General features: G+C 37.7%; 21 protein-coding genes and 2 tRNA genes. 21 read left to right on the forward strand and 2 right to left on the reverse strand.

Annotated elements, in window-relative coordinates; translation table 11 throughout:
• The first annotated feature begins 10 nt into the window (after positions 1–10).
• From IGJ76_RS03080 to IGJ76_RS03140, 13 genes are all read left to right on the forward strand, one after another.
• The gene (locus IGJ76_RS03080; protein ID WP_067483768.1) at positions 11–913 is read left to right on the forward strand and encodes a F0F1 ATP synthase subunit gamma; all 903 of its coding nucleotides are present in this window, start codon (positions 11–13) and stop codon (positions 911–913) included.
• Positions 914–935: 22 nt separating this feature from the next.
• On the forward strand, positions 936–2,342 hold the full coding sequence (atpD, locus tag IGJ76_RS03085; RefSeq protein WP_067483770.1) for a F0F1 ATP synthase subunit beta: 1,407 nt from the start codon (positions 936–938) through the stop codon (positions 2,340–2,342).
• 13 nt (positions 2,343–2,355) lie between these two features.
• Entirely contained in the window at positions 2,356–2,778 is a 423-nt protein-coding gene (locus tag IGJ76_RS03090) for a F0F1 ATP synthase subunit epsilon (protein ID WP_067483772.1), read from the forward strand.
• Between the two features lie 180 nt (positions 2,779–2,958).
• Positions 2,959–3,192: a DUF1146 family protein gene (locus IGJ76_RS03095; protein WP_067483774.1), complete on the forward strand. Its 234-nt coding sequence runs from the start codon at positions 2,959–2,961 to the stop codon at positions 3,190–3,192.
• Between the two features lie 96 nt (positions 3,193–3,288).
• Positions 3,289–4,590 carry a UDP-N-acetylglucosamine 1-carboxyvinyltransferase gene (gene murA / locus IGJ76_RS03100; protein ID WP_067483776.1) on the forward strand — a complete coding sequence of 434 codons (1,302 nt, stop codon included), beginning with the start codon at positions 3,289–3,291 and terminating at the stop codon, positions 4,588–4,590.
• A 12-nt stretch (positions 4,591–4,602) separates the two neighbouring features.
• The gene (locus tag IGJ76_RS03105) at positions 4,603–4,779 is read left to right on the forward strand and encodes a DNA-directed RNA polymerase subunit beta (protein WP_067483778.1); all 177 of its coding nucleotides are present in this window, start codon (positions 4,603–4,605) and stop codon (positions 4,777–4,779) included.
• Positions 4,780–4,849: 70 nt separating this feature from the next.
• Positions 4,850–5,122 carry a membrane protein insertion efficiency factor YidD gene (gene yidD / locus IGJ76_RS03110; protein ID WP_067483780.1) on the forward strand — a complete coding sequence of 91 codons (273 nt, stop codon included), beginning with the start codon at positions 4,850–4,852 and terminating at the stop codon, positions 5,120–5,122.
• Between the two features lie 48 nt (positions 5,123–5,170).
• Complete coding sequence (locus tag IGJ76_RS03115) at positions 5,171–5,632, forward strand: GNAT family N-acetyltransferase (protein ID WP_086270627.1); 462 nt, start codon at positions 5,171–5,173, stop codon at positions 5,630–5,632.
• Positions 5,633–5,721: 89 nt separating this feature from the next.
• Entirely contained in the window at positions 5,722–6,606 is an 885-nt protein-coding gene (locus IGJ76_RS03120; RefSeq protein ID WP_071868685.1) for an ROK family protein, read from the forward strand.
• 100 nt (positions 6,607–6,706) lie between these two features.
• Positions 6,707–6,943: a DUF2969 domain-containing protein gene (locus IGJ76_RS03125; RefSeq protein WP_172843719.1), complete on the forward strand. Its 237-nt coding sequence runs from the start codon at positions 6,707–6,709 to the stop codon at positions 6,941–6,943.
• An 87-nt stretch (positions 6,944–7,030) separates the two neighbouring features.
• Positions 7,031–7,111 (forward strand) — tRNA-Tyr (locus IGJ76_RS03130).
• Positions 7,112–7,120: 9 nt separating this feature from the next.
• Positions 7,121–7,192 (forward strand) — tRNA-Gln (locus tag IGJ76_RS03135).
• Positions 7,193–7,327: 135 nt separating this feature from the next.
• Complete coding sequence (locus IGJ76_RS03140) at positions 7,328–7,498, forward strand: hypothetical protein (RefSeq protein WP_086270628.1); 171 nt, start codon at positions 7,328–7,330, stop codon at positions 7,496–7,498.
• A 51-nt stretch (positions 7,499–7,549) separates the two neighbouring features.
• Here IGJ76_RS03140 and IGJ76_RS03145 read toward each other — a convergent pair whose 3' ends face one another.
• On the reverse strand, positions 7,550–8,158 hold the full coding sequence (locus IGJ76_RS03145; protein ID WP_067483786.1) for a TetR/AcrR family transcriptional regulator: 609 nt from the start codon (positions 8,156–8,158) through the stop codon (positions 7,550–7,552).
• Between the two features lie 176 nt (positions 8,159–8,334).
• Between IGJ76_RS03145 and IGJ76_RS03150 the strand changes: the two genes are divergently transcribed.
• Positions 8,335–12,576 (forward strand): 2-hydroxyacyl-CoA dehydratase, encoded by a 4,242-nt coding sequence (locus tag IGJ76_RS03150; protein ID WP_071868686.1) that lies wholly within the window; start codon positions 8,335–8,337, stop codon positions 12,574–12,576.
• Between the two features lie 181 nt (positions 12,577–12,757).
• Positions 12,758–13,465: a GntR family transcriptional regulator gene (locus IGJ76_RS03155; protein WP_067483789.1), complete on the forward strand. Its 708-nt coding sequence runs from the start codon at positions 12,758–12,760 to the stop codon at positions 13,463–13,465.
• 44 nt (positions 13,466–13,509) lie between these two features.
• Here IGJ76_RS03155 and IGJ76_RS03160 read toward each other — a convergent pair whose 3' ends face one another.
• Positions 13,510–14,157, reverse strand: coding sequence for a YigZ family protein (locus IGJ76_RS03160; RefSeq protein WP_067483791.1), 648 nt, complete (start codon positions 14,155–14,157; stop codon positions 13,510–13,512).
• A 131-nt stretch (positions 14,158–14,288) separates the two neighbouring features.
• Between IGJ76_RS03160 and IGJ76_RS03165 the strand changes: the two genes are divergently transcribed.
• From IGJ76_RS03165 to secA, 6 genes are all read left to right on the forward strand, one after another.
• Positions 14,289–14,576 carry a DUF7662 domain-containing protein gene (locus IGJ76_RS03165; RefSeq protein WP_067483793.1) on the forward strand — a complete coding sequence of 96 codons (288 nt, stop codon included), beginning with the start codon at positions 14,289–14,291 and terminating at the stop codon, positions 14,574–14,576.
• Between the two features lie 107 nt (positions 14,577–14,683).
• Complete coding sequence (locus IGJ76_RS03170; RefSeq protein ID WP_067483795.1) at positions 14,684–15,007, forward strand: PTS sugar transporter subunit IIB; 324 nt, start codon at positions 14,684–14,686, stop codon at positions 15,005–15,007.
• 88 nt (positions 15,008–15,095) lie between these two features.
• On the forward strand, positions 15,096–16,412 hold the full coding sequence (locus tag IGJ76_RS03175) for a DEAD/DEAH box helicase (protein WP_430596722.1): 1,317 nt from the start codon (positions 15,096–15,098) through the stop codon (positions 16,410–16,412).
• 320 nt (positions 16,413–16,732) lie between these two features.
• The gene (locus tag IGJ76_RS03180; protein ID WP_231885411.1) at positions 16,733–17,116 is read left to right on the forward strand and encodes a ComF family protein; all 384 of its coding nucleotides are present in this window, start codon (positions 16,733–16,735) and stop codon (positions 17,114–17,116) included.
• Positions 17,117–17,253: 137 nt separating this feature from the next.
• On the forward strand, positions 17,254–17,808 hold the full coding sequence (hpf, locus tag IGJ76_RS03185) for a ribosome hibernation-promoting factor, HPF/YfiA family (RefSeq protein WP_067483801.1): 555 nt from the start codon (positions 17,254–17,256) through the stop codon (positions 17,806–17,808).
• A gap of 207 nt (positions 17,809–18,015) precedes the next feature.
• Positions 18,016–20,550, forward strand: coding sequence for a preprotein translocase subunit SecA (gene secA / locus IGJ76_RS03190; protein WP_067483803.1), 2,535 nt, complete (start codon positions 18,016–18,018; stop codon positions 20,548–20,550).
• Positions 20,551–20,598: the final 48 nt, after the last annotated feature.

The raw sequence follows: 20,598 nt of genomic DNA on the forward strand, positions 1-20,598 counted from the left end.
GGTGAGATGAATGGGTGCTTCACTAAATGAAATTAAGACACGTATTGCTTCAACGAAAAAAACAAGTCAAATTACGCGTGCCATGCAAATGGTTTCTGCTTCAAAGTTAACGAAGTCGGAAGCTTCATCTAAGAAGTTTCAGGTCTACGCGAACAAAGTGAGAGAAATCGTTACGCATTTAACAGCAACCCAATTAAGTGATATTGCTTCTTCAAACACAAATAATGACATTAATTATAACTCAATGTTGATTAGTCGCCCTGTTAAAAAGACAGGCTATATTGTCATCACAGCTGACGGTGGTTTAGTTGGCGGTTATAATAGTTCAATTTTGAAACAAACGATGTCTATTTTGGAAGAAGATCACCAATCATCCGACGAGTATGTGATGATTGCAATTGGTGGTACTGGCGCAGACTTTTTCAAAGCTCGTGGCATTGACCTTGCGTATGAATTACGTAACTTATCTGACCAACCAAGTTTTGACGAAGTTAGAAAAATCGTAAACATGGCTACAACAATGTATCAAAATGAAGTTTTTGACGAATTATATGTGTGCTATAACCACCATATAAATTCATTAACTAGTCAATTTCGTGTAGAAAAGATGTTACCAATCTCAGATTTAGATCCAGAAGAAGCAACAAGCTTTGAGCAAGAATATATTTTTGAACCTTCAAAAGAAAAAATCTTAGCTCAATTATTGCCTCAATATGCTGAAAGTTTGATTTATGGTGCGATTGTAGATGCTAAAACTGCCGAACACGCAGCAGGCATGACTGCAATGAAAACAGCAACTGATAATGCTGCAAACATTATTGATGACTTGACGGTTTCTTATAACCGTGCAAGACAAGGGGCTATTACCCAAGAAATTACCGAAATTGTTGCCGGAGCTTCGGCACTAGAATAGTATTGAGATTGGAGGAAAAAAGATGAGTTCAGGCAAGATTGTTCAAGTAATCGGTCCCGTTGTCGACGTGGAATTTTCTTTAGACCAATCCTTACCAGATATCAACAACGCTTTAGTTGTTTATAAAAAAGATGAGAAAAAATCAAAAGTTGTTCTTGAAGCAACCCTAGAACTAGGTGACGGTGTAATCCGTACGATTGCGATGGAATCAACAGACGGTTTACAAAGAGGGATGGAAGTTGTCGATACAGGCAAAGCAATCTCTGTTCCAGTTGGTAAAGAAACATTAGGTCGCGTATTCAACGTATTAGGGGATACAATTGATTTAGAAAAACCTTTCCCAGAAGATGCTGAAAGAAGCGAAATTCATAAAAAAGCACCTAATTTTGATGAATTAAGCACAAGTACTGAGATTTTAGAAACAGGGATCAAAGTTATTGACTTATTAGCTCCTTACCTTAAAGGTGGGAAAGTTGGTTTGTTCGGTGGTGCCGGTGTTGGTAAAACCGTACTGATCCAAGAATTGATCCACAATATCGCACAAGAACATGGTGGTATTTCTGTGTTTACCGGTGTTGGTGAACGTACACGTGAAGGGAACGACCTTTACTATGAAATGAAAGATTCTGGCGTTATTGAAAAAACAGCGATGGTGTTTGGACAAATGAATGAGCCACCAGGTGCGCGTATGCGTGTTGCCTTGACTGGTTTAACAATTGCTGAATACTTCCGTGATGTTGAAGGTCAGGACGTATTACTATTTATTGATAATATTTTCCGTTTCACACAAGCTGGTTCAGAAGTATCTGCCTTACTTGGCCGTATGCCTTCTGCCGTTGGTTACCAACCAACTTTAGCAACAGAAATGGGTCAATTACAAGAACGTATTACTTCAACGAAAAAAGGTTCAATCACTTCCATCCAAGCAATCTATGTACCAGCCGATGACTATACTGACCCTGCGCCAGCTACAACATTTGCTCACTTAGATGCAACGACCAACTTGGAACGTAAATTAACTGAACAAGGGATTTATCCAGCGGTAGATCCACTTGCATCATCTTCAAGTGCACTTGCACCGGAAATCGTTGGGGAAGAACACTATAAAGTCGCTACTGAAGTCCAACACGTTTTACAACGTTACCGTGAATTGCAAGATATCATTGCAATCTTAGGGATGGATGAATTATCTGATCAAGAAAAAGTTTTAGTTTCTCGTGCACGTCGAATTCAATTCTTCTTGTCACAAAACTTTAACGTTGCAGAACAATTTACTGGTCTTCCAGGATCATACGTTCCTGTTGAAGAAACAGTTAAAGGTTTCCGTGAAATCTTGGAAGGTAAATATGACGATCTTCCTGAAGAAGCTTTCCGAAGCGTAGGTCGAATTGAAGATGTCGTTGAAAAAGCGAAAAAACTAGGCTACTAGAAAGGGGTGCCCCATGGATCAATTTTTAACAGTTAATGTGGTAACACCTGACGGCTTGGTCTATGATCACCATGCAGCAATTGTCGTTGCACGTACAACTGCTGGAGAATTGGGGATTTTACCGAAACATGCTCCAATTATCGTTCCTTTAGCCATTGATGAAGTTCGCATCAAAAGAACGGACTCTGATACGCACGTTGACTGGATTGCCGTTAACGGAGGAATCATGGAAGTTCGTGATAATCTAGTTTCAATCGTCGCAGATACTGCGGAACGTGAGCGCGATATTGATGTTTCTCGTGCTGAAAGAGCAAAACAACGAGCAGAACGCCAAATCGAAGAAGCAAAACAAAAAGAAGATACGAATGAATTGAAACGTGCAACTGTTGCATTACACCGTGCAATCAATCGGATTAATGTTTCTAAGCACACGTAGATTCAAATGAACTTATTTTTTGATAAAAACTGTGCCAAAGTCAGTCCTTGATTTTGGCACAGTTTTTTTAATTGCATTTATTTTATGTAGAAAAGGCACAGTTATTTTTCCTTTTAGAAAATTTATGGTATTATCGTTTTATTGAGTTTACAGTAAATAGATGCAAGAAAGGACGTTATGATGCAAGTCTATGGAATTGACGCGATTATTCGAATTGTGAGTCATTTAGCGTTTATTTATTTAGCTTTTTGGTCTTTGCGTTCTTTGCGTACAGAAACGTTTTTTAAATATATGCAGAATACTACGCAAATCAGAATGGTAATTGTCTTTTTTTCAATTTTTTTAGGATACACTGCCAGTAATTTTTTTCTAGAAATCATAGCGTTATGTCGGAATCTTTTTGTTAGTATCTAATTTCAAAAAAGGGTACTATTTTAAAAGAAGAAATGCTATAATAAAAAAGATTTTGAGTAAGAGTATGCTCATTGGAATTTTTTTGGGGGGAACAACATGGAAGAGATCATCGTACAAGGTGGCAATCAATTAACAGGAACTGTCAAAATTGAAGGAGCTAAAAATGCTGTATTACCAATTTTAGCTGCTAGTTTATTAGCGGAAGAAGGAACAACAACATTAACAAATGTTCCAATTCTTTCAGATGTATTTACAATGAATCAAGTGATTCGTCATTTGAATGTAGATGTTGACTTTGATGAAGATCAAAATCAAGTGACACTTAATGCGTCAAGACAATTAGAAATCGAAGCGCCTTATGAATATGTTAGTCAAATGCGCGCATCAATCGTTGTTATGGGCCCATTGTTAGCCAGAAATGGTCATGCAAAAGTGGCAATGCCTGGTGGCTGTGCCATTGGCAAACGCCCAATTGATTTGCATTTAAAAGGATTCCAAGCGCTAGGCGCGAAGATTATCCAAAAAAATGGTTATATCGAAGCAATCGCTGATGAATTGATTGGTAATACTATCTACCTAGACTTTCCAAGTGTAGGTGCAACACAAAATATCATGATGGCTGCTGTGAAAGCAAAAGGTACGACGATTATCGAAAACGTTGCTCGTGAACCCGAAATTGTTGACTTAGCAAATATCTTAAATAAAATGGGTGCCAATATTTATGGTGCTGGTACAGAAACAATGCGTATTGAAGGTGTGGAGCATTTACATGCAGTGACACATTCAATCGTTCAAGACCGTATTGAAGCAGGAACATTTATGGTCGCCGCAGCAATGACAGAAGGAAATGTTTTAATTGCTGATGCAATCTCTGAACACAATCGTCCTTTGATTTCTAAGTTAACAGAAATGGGTGCGACGATTACAGATGAAGAAGGCGGCGTTCGTGTTGTTGGACCAAAACATGTATTACCAACTGACGTGAAAACAATGCCTCATCCTGGCTTTCCAACAGATATGCAAGCACAAATGACAGCCATTCAAATGGTTGCTGAAGGCACAAGTGTCGTAACTGAAACAGTCTTTGAAAATCGTTTCCAACATTTAGAAGAAATGCGTCGTATGAATGCGCACGTTAAAATTGATGGGAATGTTGCAATGATTGAAGGGGCACATGAATTACAAGGTGCAGAAGTATATGCTACGGATCTACGTGCTGCTGCTGCGTTGATTTTAGCTGGATTAAAAGCAAATGGTGTGACACGTGTTCGTAATTTGAAATATTTAGATCGTGGCTATTATAATTTCCATTTGAAATTACAACAACTTGGTGCAAATGTTGAACGTGTTGAAATGGATCAAACACCAACAGAAAAAACTGCACAAACTATCGCTTAAGGACGTGTTTGAATGAGTAACCATCGTTATATTTTAGTCAGTTTGATGAAGATTTTAATTGTAATCATCTTACTTTTTCTTCTTTTTATTGCCGGTACAATGATTGGTTACGGCGTAATCGGTGGCGGAAATCCTTTCCGAGTTTTCCAACTTGATTTGTGGCTTCATATTCGAGACTTTTTTAACTGAGATCTAAGGGGGTGTGGCAAACTTTTGTCGCAGCTCCTTTTTACATAGAATGATTAGTGAGGCAGAGTAGATGAAAAAATTTCTGATTTATTTAGTAAGAGGCTATCAACGATTCATTTCGCCAGCATTTCCACCGAGCTGTCGGTATTATCCAACGTGTTCGAATTACATGATCCGTGCGATTCAAGTACATGGGGCTGTGAAAGGAACATTGATGGGAACAGCACGAATTTTACGTTGTCATCCTTTTGTAAGAGGGGGCATTGACTATGTGCCAAAGAACTTTAAATTAACAAGGAATACAGTCGACAAAGAACAGCCAGATTATGAAGGAAAAGAGTAAAAGGGAAAAGTTTACTCTTTTTTGTCGTTGAAAGGAGAAAGGTTACCGATGATCGAACAATTAAAACCAAATGAACTTCCTTGGGATTTGCTATTGGATGCAGATCCTGAAAAAGAAAAAGTTCTTGCTTATCTTGAGCAAGGAGAAGGAATTGTTTGGAAAGATAATGGAGAAACGCTAGGAGTCTTGATTTTTGTCGCAACAAAAAACGAATTTGAAATCATGAATGTTGCAGTAGCACCACAAAGTCAGGGAAAAGGAATCGGTGGCTTATTATTAGAAGCTGCATTCCGACAAATCATTGAAGAGGTAGATAGCCAAACACAAATCATCATTCGTACAGGCAGCATTACTTCTGCTGCTTTACATTTGTATCAAAAGAAGGGCTTTAGCGAAATTTCCCGAGAAAAGGATTATTTTATCAAAAACTACGTAGAGCCCATTTATGAAGAAGGTATTCGATTAAGAGATCAAGTGACCTTAGCCAGAACGATTCAATCGCTTCGCTAGAATTCCCTAACCATTTACGGAAAAGGCTTTCAAAAATATAAGGATTGTTTTACAATATTTTTAGGAAGCAAAAAGGAGCGAAAATAGTTATGGGAATTCTTGTATTTGATTTTGGTGGTTCGGCAGTAAAATATGGTTATTGGAATGGCCATCAGTTAGAAGCAACCAACCAATTTCCAACACCTGGTACTTGGGAAGAAATGAAACAAAAATTAAGTGAAACATACCAAGCGTTTGCTGAAACAAACGCAATTGAAGGCATTGGTATCAGCGCTCCCGGTGTGGTTAACAGTGAGCGTCAAATTATTGAGGGAATTAGTGCGATTCCTTATATTCACGGATTTAATATTTTTAAAGAATTAGAAGAATTATTTGGATTACCAATTACCATTGAAAATGATGCGAATTGTGCTGGAATGGCAGAATTTTATGAAGGTGCAGCGCGCAATTACCAAGATGTTGCATTTGTTGTTATTGGGACAGGAATTGGTGGTGCAATGTTTACGAAGGGACAAATGAACAAAGGTGCTCATCTTTATGGTGGCGAGTTTGGGATGATGTTTTTAGATGGTGATCAAACATTCAGCCGCTTAGGAACTGCTGTGCAGATGGCTTGGCGTTATTGTGAACGTTTAGGTTTAGACAAGATGACCTATTCTGGAAAAGAAGTATTTCAACTGGCTGAATCAGGTGATGTGATTGCACAAGAAGAAGTGGAAAAATTTTATGATTACTTGGCAAAAGGACTGTTCAGTATTCAGTTTTCATTTGATCCAGAAGTGATTGTGCTCGGTGGTGGGATCTCTGCAAAAGAGGGGCTGATTGACGAATTGAATCAACGTATTGAAAAATTAATGGACAAGTTGGATCTACACGATTTTGTTCCAGAAATCTTATTATGTGACTATCGAAATGATGCAAATTTAGTTGGCGCTGCTGCGAATTACTATGCTCGAAGTCAAAGAGAAGCATGAAAACGAAAAGAAATGAAACAAAAGAATGATTGTATGCCCTGTTGAGTAAACAGGGTATATTTTATTGTGGAGAGTATGCTAAAATAGGTGGGAGGTGAGAATGATGTCAAAAAAGAATAAAGATATTGAAGTACGAGTAGAAGAAATCCAAAAAGTAATTAATGGCAAAAATTATGAGGTTACTCAGTTATTTATTGGTAAAAAAAATATTGGTGAAATTTTAGCATATGGCCCAAAAGAATTCGAAATATTTTTCGGTGAAGAGGATTTTGGGAAAGAAAAAAGTCTTGAAAATGCGATAGAAACAGTAATTCGCCATTGGAATTTACAAGACTAAAAAAATATCAAAAAAGTTTTCAATAAAGGGTTGCAAAAATCTGTGAAATTAGGTATTATAACTAAGTCAGGTTGATACAGACCTTTCGGAGGAGTAGCGAAGTGGCTAAACGCGACGGACTGTAAATCCGTTCCTTAGGGTTCAGTGGTTCGAATCCACTCTCCTCCATTTTTTTATTGGGGTATAGCCAAGCGGTAAGGCAAGGGACTTTGACTCCCTCATGCGTTGGTTCGAATCCAGCTACCCCAGTTATGAAATGGACGTTTACGAGATAACAGTTTCTGTTATCTCGTTTTTTTTTTGCTTACAGTATCTTGCTTCTTGAAGTATTTGAAGAATTAGGCTAGAGTTAAATTAGGCACTTAAATGGAAAGGGTGAAGAGAATGAAATGGAAAGAAAAAGTCGATGAAACTGCTGAGAAAATATATGATTTGGTTAAATCCGGAAAATATGATGTAGAAGTCGGACTTCCAAAAAATGCAAAAAAAGCAGTCCAAATCAAGTCAAAACGTCCAACCAATCATACGAAAAAATGGTTAGCAAAAAACCGCTAATAATAACAAAAAACTGCCAAACGCTAAAAAAAGCGGCTTGGCAGTTTTTTGTTATCTTTCGACTTCGATTCCTAATACAGTTAGGTGACCGTTTCCTACTAATTTTACGACTAAAGCAGCCAATTGTTCTGCCGACATGTTCGTGTCACTAGTAATCCACCAGTGAAGAGTCCCGATAAAAATCGAAGTCATGTATTCGATGATAAAATCGATGGGCACTTCAAGTTCGTTTTCTGTAATTTTCAAGCGATTGAAGATGTTTGCGTATTTATTGTATAAAAGTTCTTCTAGTTTTTTACGCAAAAGCTCGTTGGATGAACCGTCCATGATGGTCAAAAAGAAAGCTTTTCTTTCTTGGATATTTTTGTAAATATTCGTCAGTGCAGCAATGATTTGTTTGACTTTGATCCGGTTGCCATGAACAAGTTGTTCCAAATCTAACACAGAGGTAAAGGCGTTGATCGCCATTTCAAAAATTTGTTCGTAGAGATCTTGTTTGTCTTTAAAATGAGCATAAAAGGTCGCACGATTAATCATTGCTTCATCGGCAATATCTTGCACGGTCACGTTATCATATCCTTTTTCTTCCACCAAGCGAATAAATGCCTCGATAATCATTTTGTGTGTTCGCTTCACTCGAAGATCAATTTTCTTAACCATAAAAAATTCCTCACTTGTTATTCGACATTTTTGATTTGTTTGTTGCTTATCTCACAAATAGGGGGTGTTTGCCAGTTGCAAAACCAATAAATTGTTCCTAAAATATACATAAGTAGTATAACAGACACTTTGTTAGATAATCAACAAACTGTCTGTTTGAGGAGGGTGAAGAACAGATGAACTTACGAGCGGGAATTGACGTTGGGTCTACGACTGTCAAATTAGTATTACTAGATGAACGAAATCAAACAATTTTTTCTAAATATGAACGTCATTATTCAGATGTCAAGAAAGCAACAGCTAAGACTTTACGTGAAGCACAAGCCTTGGTTCAAAACCAACCAATTGCAATGGCAATTACTGGATCAGGCGGTATGGGACTTGCCGATGTATTGAACATTCCTTTTGTTCAGGAGGTGATTGCGTGTACACGCACGGTCGAAGAAATAATTCCTGAAACAGATGTGGCGATTGAATTAGGTGGAGAAGATGCGAAAATTACTTTTTTTGAAGGTGCACTGGAACAACGTATGAATGGTAGCTGTGCTGGCGGGACAGGTGCATTTATTGACCAAATGGCTGTTTTGTTGAAAACTGATTCAAATGGTGTGAATGAGCTAGCCAAGGAATATCGGCAAATCTACCCGATTGCTTCACGGTGTGGCGTGTTCGCTAAAACGGATGTACAGCCATTGATCAATGAAGGAGCAGATAAAGCGGATATTGCAGCGAGTATTTTTCAAGCTGTAGTAAATCAAACAATTGCTGGATTGGCAGCTGGACGAAAAATTAAAGGCAAAGTGGCATTTTTAGGTGGTCCACTGTACTTTATGTCAGAATTACGCAAACGATTTGTTGAAACGTTAGACATTGCGCCAGAAAATGTCATTTTTCCAGAAAATCCGCAGTTATTTGTGGCAATGGGTGCCGCGTTTTACGCTGAAGAAGCACGAGTGACGACAATTGAGGCTTTACTTGCTGCTTTGGAAAATGGTAATCAAGCACAATTGACCCCGTCAACTACGTTAGCTCCGTTGTTCGAAGAAGAGGTAGATTTGACCGCTTTTCGCGAGCGTCATGCACAAGCGACTGCTTCAGAAAAATTACTTTCAGAACATCATGGTGTAGCATTTTTAGGAATCGATGCAGGTTCAACAACGACAAAAGTTACCTTGATTAATGAAGAAGGGGAGATTCTCTTTTCCTTCTATGGTAATAATGAAGGCCAGCCTTTAGAAACAACGATGAAAGTGCTAAAAGAATTATACAGTCAATTACCAGAAGACGTTTTTATCGGAAAAGCAGCAGCAACAGGTTATGGCGAATTATTGATTAAGAATGCTTTAAAAGTTGATATTGGTGAAGTGGAAACGATGGCGCATTACAAAGCGGCAAATTTTTTCCAACCTGGTGTTGATTTTATTTTAGATATTGGTGGTCAAGATATGAAAGCCATGACGATCAAAGATGGTGTGCTTTCTTCAATCCAATTAAATGAAGCCTGCTCTTCTGGCTGTGGTTCATTTATTGAAACATTTGCTAAATCATTGAATTATGATGTACGAGATTTTGCGAAAGCTGCAGTGGAATCCAAAGCACCAGTTGATTTAGGTTCTCGCTGTACAGTCTTTATGAATTCGAAAGTGAAGCAAGTTCAAAAAGAAGGTGCATCTGTAGGAGATATTTCTGCTGGGTTGTCTTATTCTGTTATCAAAAATGCTATTTATAAAGTAATTAAGATTCGTAGACCAGAAGATCTTGGCGAAAAAATTGTTTGCCAAGGTGGAACTTTTTATAACGAAGCGGTGTTACGCGCATTTGAATTGATTAGTGGACGCGAAGTTGTTCGTCCCTCAATTGCTGGACTGATGGGGGCTTACGGAGCAGCGCTGATTGCCATGGAAAATTATGCGTTAGGTGAAGAAAGCACCATTTTGTCAGAAGAAGAGCTTGATCACTTTACTGCAGAAAAGGAATTTACGCATTGCGGTTTGTGTGAAAATAACTGTATGTTAACAGTTACGTTATTTTCTGATGGTCGCCAATTTATCACGGGAAATCGCTGTGAACGTGGCGCTCGAATCAAGATCAAGAAGGAAGATAAAAAAGTTAACCTAGTCGATTATAAGTATCGTCGTTTGTTTAAATACCGTCCATTACGTAAGAAAGAAGCAGTCAATGGTGTGATTGGTATCCCTCGAGTCTTAAATATGTATGAAAACTATCCTTTGTGGCATACTTTCTTCACTGATTTAGGATTCAGAGTAGAATTATCCCCACGCTCAAACAAAGAATTATACGAGCAAGGAATGGAAACAATTCCAAGTGACACAGCGTGTTATCCAGCTAAAATCACACACGGGCATATTCAAGCAATGATTGATGCAGGTATTCCACGAATTTTCTATCCGGGCGTTGTCTTTGAACGACAAGAATCAACTGAAGCGGATAATCATTTCAACTGTCCTATTGTCCAAAGTTATCCAGATGTTATTAAAAATAATGTGGATGACATTCGCGATGGTAAAGTTGATTATCGGAATCCATTTATCAACTTAGCGAACGAATCGGCAGTAGCAAAAGTCTTACATCAAACTTTTGCGGATTTTGATTTTTCGGAAGAACAGATTGCGAAAGCGTTGCATCATGGGTATGAAGAATTAGCAACGTTTAAGGAAGATATTCAGAAAAAAGGTGAAGAAACCTTATTGATGTTGAATCAAAAAAATGAGCGGGGAATTGTTATCTCAGGTCGTCCCTATCATTTAGATCCAGAAATCAATCATGGAATCTCAGAAGTAATTACGCAAGAAGGTTTCCATGTCTTGACAGAAGACAGCATTTCTCATTTAGGTGACGTTGGGAATTTACGCGTCGTGAATCAATGGGTGTACCACTCACGGCTATATGCGGCTGCACGAGTTGTTGCAAAATCAAAAAATCTTGAATTAGTTCAATTGAATTCATTTGGTTGTGGCTTAGATGCCGTAACAACAGACCAAGTCGAAGAAATCATGGAGCAATATGGAAAAATCTATACAGTTCTAAAAATTGATGAAGGTGCAAACCTCGGAGCAATTCGTATTCGGTTACGATCCTTAAAAGCAGCAGTCAATGAACGAGCCAAGCAAAATTTTGTTCCAGTCAAACGATTTGAAGAACCAGAAAAAATCGTCTTTACAAAAGAAATGAAAGAAAAACATACTTTATTGTTGCCAATGCTTAGCCCAATTCACCAATCTGGCTTAGTTGATGTCGCGTTAAACGCTTCTGGTTACAATGTTGTCTGCTTACCAGCAGAGGATAATGAAGCAATCAATGTTGGACTGAAATACGTGAACAATGATGCGTGTTATCCAGCAATCATCTCCATTGGTCAACTAGTGGAAGCCTTGGAAAGTGGTAAGTACGATTTGGAAAATACAAGTGTGATGATGACTCAAACTGGTGGTGGCTGTCGTGCGACAAACTATATTCCATTACTTAGAAAAGCGTTGAATGATGCTGGATTTGGAAATATTCCAGTTGTTTCAGTCTCAATGGGGAACAAAGGGGTTGAATCAAACCCTGGATTTAAATTCACGTTTCCAATGTTGAAACGTTTGGCGATTGCCTTTTTATATGGTGATTTGTTTGAAAGAGTCGTCTATCGTACGCGCCCTTACGAGTTAGAAAAAGGGACAGTTGATCGGTTACATGAAGAATGGCTACAACGAGTTGAAAAAAATGTTCGGAATGGCTCCTTAACGTTGTTTAATAGCAATATGAAAAAAATTGTCAAAGCATTTGATACCTTACCGATTTCTGATGTGAAAAAGCCAAAAGTCGGAGTCGTTGGAGAAATATTAGTTAAGTATTCTCCAACTGCTAATAACGATATTGTTCGCTTACTCGAAGCAGAAGGTGCAGAAGCGGTCGTTCCTGATATTGTTGGTTTTATGAACTATTCCTTATACAACCAAATTTGGAAATATGAAAATCTTGGGATGGCTAAACAAAGTAAGTTGCTCGCGCAATTTGCGATTCGGATGATTGAAATGATTGAAAAACCAATGGATAAAGCCTTGAGAAAATCAGAACGATTTGATGGAATCCAGTCAATTCAAGACTTAGCAGAAGATGCAAGTAAAATTTTGTCCATTGGAAATCAGACAGGTGAAGGTTGGTTCTTAACAGGAGAAATGATTGAACTGTTGAAGCATGATGTGAATAACATTGTTTGTATGCAACCATTTGGCTGTTTGCCTAACCACGTAGTTGGGAAAGGAGTTATCAAAGAATTGCGTCGTCAATATCCTAAAGCAAATATTGCAGCGATTGATTATGATCCGGGCGTTTCGATTGTCAATCAATTAAATCGCATTCGTTTAATGATGGCAACAGCTAATAAAACATTAGCAAAAGAAACGATCTCCTAAACAACTTAACTGTACCAAAAATAAAAGAGGAAAGAGTAGGTTTAAAACTTACTTTTTCCTCTTTTTCTTAAGGAAAACAAGCTGAATGGTTTCAATTACCTAACGGAGAAAATCCTTTTTTTGTTGAGAATCAGGTATATACCAGTTATAATAAAGAAAACGAAAGGAAGGATGAAATCAGATGTCAAATCAGTTACCCGTATATATACAAATTCATGATCAATTAAAAAATGAGATTGAACAAGGGGTCTGGAAAATCGGTGACCGCCTTCCCTCTGAAAGAGAATTGGCTGTGAAATTTAATGTGAGTCGAATGACTTTGCGCCAAGCAATCCAAAATTTAGCAGATGAAGGGATCTTAGAGAGAAAAATTGGTTCTGGGACTTATGTTGCGCGTGAAAAAGTTCAAGAGAAAATGTCTGGAACAACTAGTTTCACCGAAATTATGGAGTCACAAAATCGAGTACCTTCTAGTCGAACGGTTTCTTATTTCTTAACATCACCTAGTTCAAGTGAGATGGAAAAATTACAATTAGAGAAAGAGGACGTGATTCTTCGAATGGAGCGCATTCGTTATGCAGATAACGTGCCAATCTGTTTTGAAGTTGCTAGTATTCCACAGAAAATCATTGACGGCTATAGCAAATCAGAAATTACAGAATCTTTGTATCGAACGTTAGAAGAAAAAGGTGGAAAGAAAATTGGGCATGCAAACCAAACGATTTCTGCTATGTTAGCTTCAGAGCAGATTTCTGAATACTTAGAAGTCAAACGTGGGGACGCAGTTCTACGATTACGACAAGTTTCTTATTTTGAAGAAGGAACACCGTTTGAATACGTACGTACGCAATATGTTGGTAACCGATTTGAATTTTACCTAGAAAAATAAAACAAGCTGAAACAATTCGTTGTTTCAGCTTGTTTTATTTTTGCTTATTTTTTATTTAGTGTGATGAGTTTTTCGTGATAAGAAATTGGTCCTTTTTCAAAAGTGACTTGTCCATTCAATAGTTCAGTGACAGTTGCTTTAAACTGTGAGATGTCTGTTTCATCAACCATACAAACAACAATTACTTGATCAGTATAACGAGTTTCCTTGACAGTCACTTGTTGTAGCTCAAGAAAATTTTCTAGCTTTCCTAATTGAGGATAGGTAATGGCAACGGCGAGTTCTTGTTGTAAGGTACCTTCAACAATACCAACCTCAGTTAGACCGTGAGAAACAGCCTGTGTGTAAGCACGAATCAGTCCACCAGCACCTAATTTGATACCACCAAAATAACGTGTGACAACGGCAACGACATTGATGAGTTCATTCTTTTTTAAAACTTCAAGCATGGGGATGCCAGCTGTTCCGCTTGGCTCTCCGTCATCACTACTGCGTTGAATCTCACTTTTGTCACCAATGACAAAAGCACTACAGTTATGATTTGCTTTCCAGTGTTCCTTCTTGACTGCTTGGATAAACGTTTTGGCTTCTTCTTCAGTCGTCACGCGTTTAAAGGAACAAATAAATCGGGATTTTTTTATTTCAATTTCACTTTGGCCATCTTCTTTGACCGTTAGATAACGTTCAATCATTGTTTTACCTCATTTCAAATGAAGAGTTACTTTCTTTAGTATATGAAAAATCTTTTGATGTTTCAACTTCCGAAATGGTTGCGCAAATGCTGGACTATGCGATAATAAAGGAAAGGTAGGTGAAGTTGGGAATGAAAGAACGTGTGAAAAAATATGATGCTATAACCCACTACATAAAAAATAATGGTGGTTCGCAAATTACTTTGACGTTTACTCAAATGGATGAGTTGTTATTTCCTAACAGTGGGCTTCCAAAGTCTGCCAGACAGACGACGGATTGGTGGGCAAATGATTACCGTCATCCGGAAAAAGGTGCTTACGGTTGGTTGAATGCAGGGTATGAAGTTGTTGTTGTTAATTTGGCAAAGGAATATATCGTGTTCAATCAATTAGTAAAATCAAGTTGGTTATTCGATTAGTTAACCGCATTCAGAAAACGTTGACAATTGTTATCTTTTAGCTATAATAGGTTCATAGGGACGAGAAAGCGGTTACGTTCCTTGGCTTAGAAAAGGGGAGATTAACAATGTCAAAAAAAACAATTATGCTTGTCTGTTCAGCTGGTATGAGTACGAGCTTATTAGTAACTAAAATGGAAAAAGCTGCGGAAGCACAAGGGTTAGATACAGACATCTTTGCAGTATCAGCTTCTGATGCAGATAATCATTTAGCAAGCAAAGACGTTGATGTTTTATTATTAGGCCCACAAGTTCGTTTTATGAAAGGCGATTTTGAAAAGCGCGTTGAGCCAAAAGGAATTCCATTAGATATCATCAACATGGCTGATTACGGTATGATGAATGGTGAAAAAGTGTTACAACAAGCTTTGACATTAATTGGTGATAAATAAAGAGTACTGACGAATTAAAAAGTGTGAGGTTTTTTCATTTTGAAAATGCCTCGCACTTTTTTTGCGTATCTTTTTTTAGGGAAGCAAAATGCCATATAAAACAGTTTGGGGAAGGCGACTATTAACGAGAGAAGTCGCCCAACTACCAAAAGAAATACTGAACCAAGCCACCTATCAACGAATTGCAGGTATAGTAAAACAAAATAAACAGATTGTTTGTCAACGATGTGGAAGAACTACGCAACAACAAGAAGCCAAGCTAAATGAAGAAGACTATTATTGCCCACATTGTTTGCTTTTGGGGCGAAACGATACGACCCAAGAATTATGGCTGTTTGAACAGCCATCACTGTTTCCACGCCAAATAGTTTTTACTTGGGAGAAAACATTGACGACAGAACAAGCCAAAATCGCTCATCGTTTGACTACGCAGGTAACGGATCATCATTTAATCTGGGCAGTGACCGGTGCTGGTAAAACAGAAATCCTGTATCCGCTTCTGCAATTGTTGCTAGCAACTGGGAAACGAGTTGCGATTGCTTCACCGCGAGTGGACGTGTGCCAGGAACTATGGCTACGTTTTACTGCAGTTTTTCCAGAAGAAAAAATCATTTTACTTCATGGCAAACAGCAGATTCCCTATGCGTTTAGTTCCTTCGTTATTTGTACGACTCATCAGTTGTATCGTTTTTACCATGCGTTTGATTTGCTAGTGGTTGATGAAATTGATGCGTTTCCTTATGTTATCGATCAAGGACTTCAGTATGCAACAGAAACAGCAAAGAAACCTGAGGGACAATTGATTTATTTGACGGCAACACCGGATGAACGTCTGTTAAAAGAAATCAAACGAACGTTTCAGATTCATTACTTACCTCTGCGTTTTCATCAACGATTGTTACCTGAGCCTCGACTCATTTTCTGGAATAATTGGCGCCGATGCTTAAACAAACGAAAAAAAATGGAACCATTAATCAAAGCAATCCAAAAACTAGTAAAAAAAAATCATGTCTTATTGTTTTGTCCAAGTATTGAGTTGATGAATGAGTTGCAAATGAAATTAACAGAATGGTTACCAACAATTAAAATTTCATCTGTATCTTCAAAAGATGAAAAGCGTCCAGAGAAAGTACAAGCGATGCGGCAGCAAAAATATGATGTGCTTTTAACTACTATGATTCTTGAACGAGGTGTTACCTTCGAAAATATTTCAGTTATTGTTTTAGGGGCAGAACATGAAGTTTTTACGAAATCTTCATTGGTCCAAATTGCTGGTCGAGCTGATCGCAAGGGAGAATTCAGTAATAGTCAAGTCTGTTTCTTTTATCATGAAAAAACGAGTGCAATCAAAAAAGCGGTGAAAGAAATCAAAAGGATGAACAAAGCGGGGAAACTCTTACAATGAAATGCTGCTATTGTCAAAAATCAATCATTAAAAATTTAACCATTAAGGAACTTCTTCAACCGAAAAAATCGAGTGAACTTTGTTGGCAATGTGCCAAACTATTTACTCCTTTGTCCACAGTAAACAGTTGTGATGGTTGCCAAAAAAGTTTGTTAGAGAGTGAGAAACAATTTGTACAAAGTCAAAAAACATTTTGCACGGATTGTCTTTACTGGAAAAATCGTTACCCGACATATGATTTTTGCCATAGAAGTTTTTTTCAATATGATGAAGCGATGCAAGCTTGGTTCCAACAATACAAGTTTATTGGAGATGTTCGCTTGGCTAAAACGTTTGAAAAGCAGTGGCAAAGTTTACCAAAAAGATTTCCGGATTATCTTTTTTGTCCGATTCCATTATCAAATGAGCGGTTGGCACAACGTGGATTTAATCAAGTGAGTCAGATGTTGACCGAGGCTAGGGTAACTTTTCAGTCATTGCTTGACCGGGTCAAGCATCAGTCCGCCCAAACACAACATTCTCGGGAAGAAAGACTGGCAATGCCTCAGCCGTTCGCTTTAGGTGTTGAGCCGGAGCAAATCAAGCAATGTAAAATTTTATTGATTGATGATGTGTATACAACAGGACAGACGTTATTTCATGCTGCGGCTTGTCTTGCAGAGCATCAACCAACCAAAATTCGGACGTTTTCTTTAGCACGATAAAAGAAAAACTAAAAAATACGTGAAATTGGTAGCGATTTAGTTTGCAAATAGATTAGAGTTCGATATAATATAAATAAGAAGAGGGAAAGAGTGGTCCTTCTCCTTCTTGATTGTGGTAGACGAAAGGGGTAATTTTTATGTTTAGATATAATGTACGCGGCGAAAATATCGAAGTAACTGAAGCGATTCGTGACTATGTTGAAAAAAAAGTAGGCAAGTTAGAACGTTATTTCAGTGATGCACCCGATGCTACAGCCCATGTAAACTTAAAAGTTTATACTGAAAAAACAGCAAAAGTGGAAGTAACGATTCCATTACCTTATCTTGTATTACGTGCGGAAGAAACTTCACCAGATTTATATGCAAGTATTGATTTGGTTGTTGATAAATTAGAACGTCAAATTCGCAAATTTAAAACAAAAATCAACCGCAAATCTCGTGAAACGGGCATGAATACTGCAAGTGCTGCAGTATTATTCAATGAAGAAAATGGTGAAGGCGAAAACGAATCTGAATTAGATATCGTTCGTACAAAACGTTTGTCATTGAAACCAATGGATAGTGAAGAAGCTGTCTTACAAATGAATATGTTAGGACACAATTTCTTTATCTTTGAAGATGCTGAAACCAATGGTACAAGTATCGTTTACCGTCGTAAAGATGGAAAATACGGTTTAATTGAAACTGACTAAAAATAACTATTTTTTAAACCCTTGTGGTGTCTGATTAGATACCACAAGGGTTTTTTTACATAAAGAAGCTGTATTTTTATTAAGAATAAAGAAGTTCAGAGAATAATATAGCTAAGATATTTCAATTATCTATAAGTAATGATAAAATGGATAGGAGAGTCTACATAAGCGAGATGGATACTGCAGAAAAAGGAGATTATACAACGAATGGCCAATTTTATACGTTCAATCATTGAAAATGATAAAAAAGAACTAAAACGTTTAGATAGCATTGCTAAAAAAGTTGAATTACACGCTGATAAAATGGCAGCTTTAACTGATGAGCAATTACAAGCAAAAACTGATGAATTTAAAGGTAGATATCAAAAAGGTGAAACTTTGGACCAACTATTGCCAGAAGCGTTCGCCGTTGTTCGCGAAGCAGCGAAACGTGTCTTGGGCTTATACCCTTATCACGTCCAATTGATGGGTGGGATCGTTCTTCATGATGGGAACATTCCAGAAATGCGTACTGGTGAAGGTAAAACGTTAACTGCGACTATGCCAGTGTATTTAAATGCATTGTCAGGTGAAGGGGTACACGTTGTTACAGTAAATGAATATTTAGCAACCCGTGACTCAACTGAAATGGGAGAACTTTATAACTTTTTGGGACTTAGCGTTGGTTTGAATATCAATTCTAAATCAGCTGATGAAAAACGTGAAGCGTATAACTGTGATATTACTTATAGTACAAATAATGAATTAGGATTTGACTATTTGCGTGACAACATGGTGGTTTATCGTAATCAAATGGTTCAACGACCATTGAACTATGCGATTGTCGATGAAGTGGATTCAATTTTGATTGATGAAGCAAGAACACCATTGATTATTTCAGGACAAGCAGAAAAATCAACTGCTTTATACACAAGAACAGATAACTTCGTTAAACGTTTGAAGGAAGAAGAAGATTATAAAATCGATGTTCAATCAAAAACCATTGGGCTAACTGAAGCGGGAATCGAAAAAGCAGAGGAAACTTTTGGATTAGAAAACTTATATGATCTTGAAAATACTGCTTTGACACATCACTTAGATCAAGCATTGCGTGCTAACTACATCATGTTACTTGATATTGATTATGTGGTTCAAGACGGAAAAGTCATGATCGTTGACCAATTTACTGGTCGTATCATGGATGGACGTCGTTACTCTGATGGGCTTCACCAAGCAATCGAAGCAAAAGAAGGCGTGGAAATCGAAGACGAAACAAAAACAATGGCTTCAATCACATTCCAAAACTATTTCCGTATGTACAAAAAACTTTCTGGGATGACTGGTACTGCGAAAACAGAAGAAGAAGAATTCAGAGAAATCTATAACATTCAAGTTATTCAAATTCCAACGAATCGCCCAGTTATTCGTGATGACCGTGCAGATTTACTTTATCCAACATTGGAAAGTAAATTCCACGCAGTTGTTCAGGATATCAAAGACCGTTATCGTAAAGGACAACCAGTCTTGGTAGGTACAGTTGCGGTTGAAACATCTGAATTACTATCAGATATGTTGAACCGTGAACGGATTCCACATGAAGTATTGAATGCTAAAAATCACTTTAAAGAAGCTGAAATTATTATGAATGCTGGTCAAAAAGGTGCAGTTACGATTGCTACCAATATGGCTGGTCGTGGGACAGATATCAAGCTAGGTCTTGGTGTACGTGAATTAGGTGGTTTAGCTGTTATTGGTACAGAACGTCATGAATCTCGTCGTATCGATAATCAGTTACGTGGACGTGCTGGACGTCAAGGAGACCCAGGTATGTCACAATTTTATCTTTCATTAGAAGATGATTTGATGAAACGTTTTGGTTCAGAACGAATCAAAGCTTTCTTGGATCGGATGAAAATTGGGGATGAAGATGCGGTTATCCAAAGTAAGATGCTAACGAAGCAAGTTGAGTCTGCTCAAAAACGCGTAGAAGGAAATAACTATGATACGCGTAAAAATGTCTTACAATATGACGATGTGATGCGTGAACAACGTGAAGTAATCTATAAACAACGTCAAGATGTAATCATGGAAGAAAATAGTTTGTCTCAACCATTGATGAATATGGTCAAACGAACAATTAGTCGAGTAGTAGATGCACACACACAACTAGAAAAAGAAAACTGGAACCTTGAAGGAATCGTCGATTTTGCGGGGAATGCAATTGTCCACGAAGACAGCATCAGCGTGAAAGATCTTGAAGGAAAAACACCAGATGAAATGAAAGTTTATTTAAATGAGTTAGCACAAGAGGTGTTTAATACAAAAGCCAACCATTTAAATGGGCCAGAACAACTCTTAGAATTTGAAAAAGTTGTTATCTTGCGTGTGGTTGATTCGAAATGGACAGATCATATTGATGCAATGGATCAATTACGTCAATCAATTGGGTTACGTGCGTATGGACAAAATAATCCGTTAGTTGAATATCAAACAGAAGGATATAAAATGTTTGGAGATATGGTCGGCGCAATTGAATATGAAGTAACTCGTTTATTCATGAAAGCTGAAATTCGCCAAAATGTTCAACGAGAACAAGTTTCTCAAGGTGAAGCTTCACATGCCACCGAAGCAAGTGCGGAAGAAAAAAGCAATACAAGTGCAAAAAAACAACCAGTTCAAGTGAATAAAGTTGGACGAAATGATCCTTGCCCTTGTGGAAGTGGAAAGAAATATAAAAACTGCCACGGAAAAAACGAAGCATAATCATTTTTAAATAGAAAGAAGCTGGTGAGAGAAGTTCTTTTTAGAAAG

Origin of the sequence: Enterococcus sp. DIV0175 (assembly GCF_050529075.1) — a bacterium.
Taxonomy (GTDB): domain Bacteria; phylum Bacillota; class Bacilli; order Lactobacillales; family Enterococcaceae; genus Enterococcus_B; species Enterococcus_B thailandicus.

Excerpts from the sequence above, each read along its gene's own strand:
- IGJ76_RS03145 (WP_067483786.1), bottom strand. The coding sequence starts at position 8,158 with ATGGTTAAGAAAATTGATCTTCGAGTGAAGCGAACACACAAAATGATT.
- IGJ76_RS03115 (WP_086270627.1), top strand. The coding sequence starts at position 5,171 with ATGATCGAACAATTAAAACCAAATGAACTTCCTTGGGATTTGCTATTG.
- IGJ76_RS03080 (WP_067483768.1), top strand. The coding sequence starts at position 11 with ATGGGTGCTTCACTAAATGAAATTAAGACACGTATTGCTTCAACGAAA.
- IGJ76_RS03095 (WP_067483774.1), top strand. The coding sequence starts at position 2,959 with ATGCAAGTCTATGGAATTGACGCGATTATTCGAATTGTGAGTCATTTA.
- IGJ76_RS03120 (WP_071868685.1), top strand. The coding sequence starts at position 5,722 with ATGGGAATTCTTGTATTTGATTTTGGTGGTTCGGCAGTAAAATATGGT.
- IGJ76_RS03160 (WP_067483791.1), bottom strand. The coding sequence starts at position 14,157 with ATGATTGAACGTTATCTAACGGTCAAAGAAGATGGCCAAAGTGAAATT.
- atpD (WP_067483770.1), top strand. The coding sequence starts at position 936 with ATGAGTTCAGGCAAGATTGTTCAAGTAATCGGTCCCGTTGTCGACGTG.
- IGJ76_RS03105 (WP_067483778.1), top strand. The coding sequence starts at position 4,603 with ATGAGTAACCATCGTTATATTTTAGTCAGTTTGATGAAGATTTTAATT.
- IGJ76_RS03150 (WP_071868686.1), top strand. The coding sequence starts at position 8,335 with ATGAACTTACGAGCGGGAATTGACGTTGGGTCTACGACTGTCAAATTA.
- IGJ76_RS03140 (WP_086270628.1), top strand. The coding sequence starts at position 7,328 with ATGAAATGGAAAGAAAAAGTCGATGAAACTGCTGAGAAAATATATGAT.
- hpf (WP_067483801.1), top strand. The coding sequence starts at position 17,254 with ATGTTTAGATATAATGTACGCGGCGAAAATATCGAAGTAACTGAAGCG.
- secA (WP_067483803.1), top strand. The coding sequence starts at position 18,016 with ATGGCCAATTTTATACGTTCAATCATTGAAAATGATAAAAAAGAACTA.
- IGJ76_RS03175 (WP_430596722.1), top strand. The coding sequence starts at position 15,096 with ATGCCATATAAAACAGTTTGGGGAAGGCGACTATTAACGAGAGAAGTC.
- murA (WP_067483776.1), top strand. The coding sequence starts at position 3,289 with ATGGAAGAGATCATCGTACAAGGTGGCAATCAATTAACAGGAACTGTC.
- IGJ76_RS03165 (WP_067483793.1), top strand. The coding sequence starts at position 14,289 with ATGAAAGAACGTGTGAAAAAATATGATGCTATAACCCACTACATAAAA.
- IGJ76_RS03170 (WP_067483795.1), top strand. The coding sequence starts at position 14,684 with ATGTCAAAAAAAACAATTATGCTTGTCTGTTCAGCTGGTATGAGTACG.
- IGJ76_RS03155 (WP_067483789.1), top strand. The coding sequence starts at position 12,758 with ATGTCAAATCAGTTACCCGTATATATACAAATTCATGATCAATTAAAA.
- yidD (WP_067483780.1), top strand. The coding sequence starts at position 4,850 with ATGAAAAAATTTCTGATTTATTTAGTAAGAGGCTATCAACGATTCATT.
- IGJ76_RS03125 (WP_172843719.1), top strand. The coding sequence starts at position 6,707 with ATGATGTCAAAAAAGAATAAAGATATTGAAGTACGAGTAGAAGAAATC.
- IGJ76_RS03090 (WP_067483772.1), top strand. The coding sequence starts at position 2,356 with ATGGATCAATTTTTAACAGTTAATGTGGTAACACCTGACGGCTTGGTC.